At 39.8% G+C, this 2,937-nt stretch carries 3 protein-coding genes; all 3 read right to left on the bottom strand.

Annotation, left to right across the window (positions count from 1 at the left end; translation table 11 throughout):
* Positions 1–185: 185 nt before the first annotated feature.
* The gene (locus R7O13_RS23780; RefSeq protein WP_054579703.1) at positions 186–803 is read right to left on the bottom strand and encodes a hypothetical protein; all 618 of its coding nucleotides are present in this window, start codon (positions 801–803) and stop codon (positions 186–188) included.
* A gap of 141 nt (positions 804–944) precedes the next feature.
* On the bottom strand, positions 945–1,568 hold the full coding sequence (locus tag R7O13_RS23785) for a hypothetical protein (protein WP_152814778.1): 624 nt from the start codon (positions 1,566–1,568) through the stop codon (positions 945–947).
* Positions 1,569–2,323: 755 nt separating this feature from the next.
* Positions 2,324–2,842, bottom strand: a complete 519-nt coding sequence (locus R7O13_RS23790) for a hypothetical protein (protein ID WP_086584999.1) — start codon at positions 2,840–2,842, stop codon at positions 2,324–2,326.
* Positions 2,843–2,937 lie beyond the last annotated feature (95 nt).

Consider the following 2,937-nt stretch of genomic DNA (forward strand, 5'->3'; position numbering starts at 1 on the left):
TTGCTGCTTGATAGAGCTCTTTTTCGATATTATCCATGACCATCCATATTCAATTTTATCGTGCGCTATAACGCCGCGTTAAGGTGCGAACAACGCAATACATAACCCTCTGCAAAGCACCGTAATCACTCAACCCAACGCAAATCAAAAGTGCCACGCGTTGTGAGTCGCTCTTAAACGCTTTGTTATACCTGTTGCCAAGTATTAGTCCCACCGGTTTTTTCAAAAACTTGATGATTATCAAAATGTTTTATTAGGTCAGTTTCGAACAATGAAACGGTAGCGTTTGGGTTATGAAGAAATAGAATTTTACCCGTTTTCACTGAAAGTACAGCTATCGCACTGATGTACTTCATTCTATTTGTCAGCAAACCTGGATGCCTTTTTATTTCTTCGAACGATCCATCTCGATGAGCATAATATTCAGCTTTACCTAACATCGCTTTCTGGATACTCGGAATGAATAAGAAATCCATTGTTGCGAAGTCTCGGCAATCACATAAAACAATGACCCTACTAGCTTTTGATTCTCCGTAGTTTTTTAGCTGTTTAGCCGCATCTTTAATACTGTTTACAACACGATCGGAGTTCACTTGATATATGCCCAAACATTCATCTTCAATGTCACGTAATACTTGTTTTTCAGATGGGTTTTCAGTGAGTTCTTTAATCTCCCAATAGCTTAGGTGATTACCAAGATAAACTTCATAATCAGGTGTTTTCCCTTCAGACTCAGGGATTTTTCGAAACTTAATATTCTTAGAATAGAGTGTTGCTTCAAATTGGCTTTCTGACTCTGTCACAATTCCTCCGAAGGTATAACGCCGCGTTAAGGGGTGCCGGCACGCAATACATAAGCCTCTGCAAAGCACCGTAAACACTGAACCCAACGCATACTAAAAATGCCACGCGTGCCAAATCCCTCTTAAACGCTTTGTTATGTATTAGATTTTGTATGGGCTAGCAGATTGAAAAATATTGATTTCTTCGTAGTCTGTAAAATATAAAATAGATTGCTCGACCTGTTCAAAAAATCCATTTAGATCTTCAGGTTCATCGTTTTGCACTGGGTATTTATAATGAACAAAGCTATTCCTTTTCTCTGAAAGCTTCGTCATTACGTCTAAATGCTCTTTTTCTAAAGGAGGCAATTCAATTAACTTCAAGAACCAAGAGGTCTTCGCTCGATTATTTAGTGATGTGATCACTTGTCTGAACTCTTTTCCAATAATGTCTTTTCGGTGAAGTTTCGCTTCCAAAATGCCGTTTATCCAATGTTCCCACCAAGTTGCATAGATGACCAATGCCAAATCTATTTTCTTTGATGCAACAAGGTTTCTGGCTTCCTCAAGTAGAGTTCCTTTATGGTCTGTGACCATATTGATCTCTTCCCCTGACGCCAAAAATTCTTCTAAGTATTCGTGTATTTTCTTCGTTGCTTCTTCATCAGACAACCCTTTAACATCAACAGCTCCGTAACCGATAGCTGAGCGGATGAATGACTTCACAATGCCTGAAGCCAACTCTTTTTCTTCTTCACTTTCGAAGAGTATTTTCTCTGAACTCACTAATCTCTCCTGATACATAACGCCCTGCTAAGGGGTGAACAACGCAATACCGAAGTCGCTGCAAACCACCTTAATCACTAAATTCAACGCATAGTGAAAATGCCACGCGTTGTGAATCCCTCTTGAGCAGTTTGTTAGTTTGCAGACCCAAAGGGTTGATTTTACGTTATTTTAAATTTTGCGAAAAACAAACATTATGTGCTTTGATGCAATTAAATCAGGCGTAGTCTCAAAGCGGCTAGTCAATGAAACCACTTGGAACAAACAACGCCGCAGAAAATGAACTCACAACACCAAAAAGCGCTTTTGGAAAACCAATCTCACAATGCGGACTTTCAACAAAGTCACTGAAACCACGTGAACTTACCACACCAGAGAAAACGTCATTTCAGCGAGTAAATCGGCTTTTGTACCAACAAACTCAACGAGCAGAGTTTCAGCAAAAAAGTTCAAATCAGTTAACCAAAAAGTCACCACACCAAAAACAAATCAGCCGTTGAAACGATGCCAATTTTGGATTTTCACCACGCTAGTTAACACTGAAATTGAACGCCGATACGACAATTTCGACTTTGAGATTTTACCACTAGATCTTGCGATATAGCTGCGTTTTTCCTCTTGTAAACTAACGCCGCATTAAGGTGTGAGCAACGCTACCACGAAACTTAACCAAGCCACCGTAAACACTAAACCCAACATTGGAATGAAAAATGCCAAGCGTTGGGAATCACTCTTAAATGCTTTGTTAGGCATTTTTAGTACAATTCACGATTACCTAGTTTAACGAAGTCATCATGAGCTTTTATAAATGCTGGAACTAAACCGTTAATCTCTTTTGCTTCTTCTTTTATGTGATCTGGTATTGGTCCAAATGCTAGGTTATCCGGTCGTTCTGAACGCATTTTGTAGGTTGGTGCTATTGTTACCGTGTTGCCAGCAATAGCTATCCCTAATTTTTCTGCTGCTTCGTAAAGCGTCTTGTGCTGCTTTTGAAGCTTACTATTGGAGAACTCAAAATCGGGTTTATACCAATTATCTACATAACTAGATAAAGGTCGCCAATAATCTTCAGAGAACTGTGCCAAAAAGTCATGTTGTCTATAAAATTCGGCAGCTCCCGTCGTAACAAACATCCCTTTATATTGTTCGAATAACTCTAAGTCATGGGTATTTACCTTGCTGGTTCCAAGAGTGAACTCTCGAGCCTTATCCCAGAAAAACCAAACAGCGGTAACCCCACCGAGTAAAGTTGCAATCGCTAAAACTATTTCCATTTACGCCTCATTGATGCCTAACGCTCTGTTAAGGTGTGAAGCACGCAATGACCAAGCTGCTGCATGGCACTTCAACACCAAAGTCAACGCATATC

The sequence above is a fragment of the Vibrio sp. Y176 genome (assembly GCF_033438945.1).

Excerpts from the sequence above, each read along its gene's own strand:
- R7O13_RS23790 (WP_086584999.1), bottom strand. The coding sequence starts at position 2,842 with ATGGAAATAGTTTTAGCGATTGCAACTTTACTCGGTGGGGTTACCGCT.